At 47.4% G+C, this 1,322-nt stretch carries 1 protein-coding gene; it reads left to right on the top strand.

The features are described from left to right. Nucleotides 1-1,202: DDE-type integrase/transposase/recombinase (locus tag CLOSYM_RS13545; protein ID WP_044902430.1), on the top strand; the 1,202-nt coding region annotated here is incomplete at its 5' end. Between the last annotated feature and the right edge of the window lie 120 nt (nt 1,203-1,322).

Raw genomic sequence — 1,322 nt, 5'->3', positions numbered from 1 at the left:
CCCGCCGCTCCCAGTGTGATATCCCGGAAGATTGCTGCTGTCCTCGTTGTGATGCCCCAAAGCCTTTCCTGTACAAAAACAATGGCTCCAAAGGGCAGGTTCTCTGCAAGGTCTGCGACGCCAGATTCTCCCCAGAAGAAAGCCGTTTTTCCTCCATCAAACTCCGATGCCCACACTGTGGAAATACTCTTGTTCCAAAGAAAAACCGCAAGCACTTCATCATCCATAAGTGTGTGAACCCCAAGTGTCCTTACTATCTTCACAATCTTCGTAAAGTTGATAAAAACGACCTGGATGAGGACTATGGGAAAAACAAATACAAACTCCACTACATCTACCGTGAATTCACGATAGATTTCTTTCGCATGGACTTAAACTCCCTGCCAAAGAACGCTTCTTCCCTGAAGTTCAGCAAGTTTGATTCCAACACCATGGCCCTGTGCCTGACCCTTCACATCAATCTTGGATTATCTCTCAGAAAGACCTCTCAGGCGTTAAAGGAGTTATACAACATCTCCATCTCTCATCAACAGATAGCCAATTACTGCAAAACTGCCGCTATCTGTGTCAAGACTTTTGTCGATCACTACGATTACAACACCGGCAGTGTCTTCACGGCCGACGAAACCTATATCAAAATCCGTGGTATCAAGACGTACATCTGGTTCATCATGGATGCCGCCAGGCGCTCCATCATCGGCTATCAGGTATCTGACAACCGTGGTGTTGGTCCCTGCATTCTCGCCATGAGGATGGCTTTTCGCCATTTAACGGAGCTTCCAAAAAACTTTCGTTTTATTGCTGACGGCTATAGTGCCTATCCTCTTGCCGCGCAGCAGTTCTTCCGCGAGTTTGGTGCAAAATTCAAGTTTGAAATCACCCAGGTAATTGGACTTACCAACGACGATGAAGTCTCCAGAGAATTCCGTCCGTTCAAGCAGATGATCGAACGGCTGAACCGTACTTACAAGGCTTCTTACAGGCCTACAAACGGTTTTGATAACATCGACGGCGCAGGCTATGACCTGGCTCTCTGGGTTGCTTATTATAACTTTCTCCGACCACATAAACATGCCGGATATAAAGTCCTCAATGAAGTGGAGATGCTCAAAGGCGCCGACAACATGCCGGGCAAATGGCAGCTTCTCATTTTCCTTGGACAACAAACAATCCGAAATCTTCAAAATCAGGCATCCGCATAACGGAGCGGAACCGTTGTCAGGCGAACCGTGGAATAATGGAGCGAAGCTCTCTTATGCCGCGAAAGTCGCTTGACATAAGGTTCACGGATTATCCTGTCTGTGCAGAAAAGGGGCAAATGC

Origin of the sequence: [Clostridium] symbiosum ATCC 14940, assembly GCF_000466485.1 — a bacterium.
Lineage (GTDB): Bacteria > Bacillota > Clostridia > Lachnospirales > Lachnospiraceae > Otoolea > Otoolea symbiosa.
The sequence above is the reverse complement of the archived record's forward strand: the minus strand, read 5'-3'. Positions and strand labels throughout refer to the sequence as shown.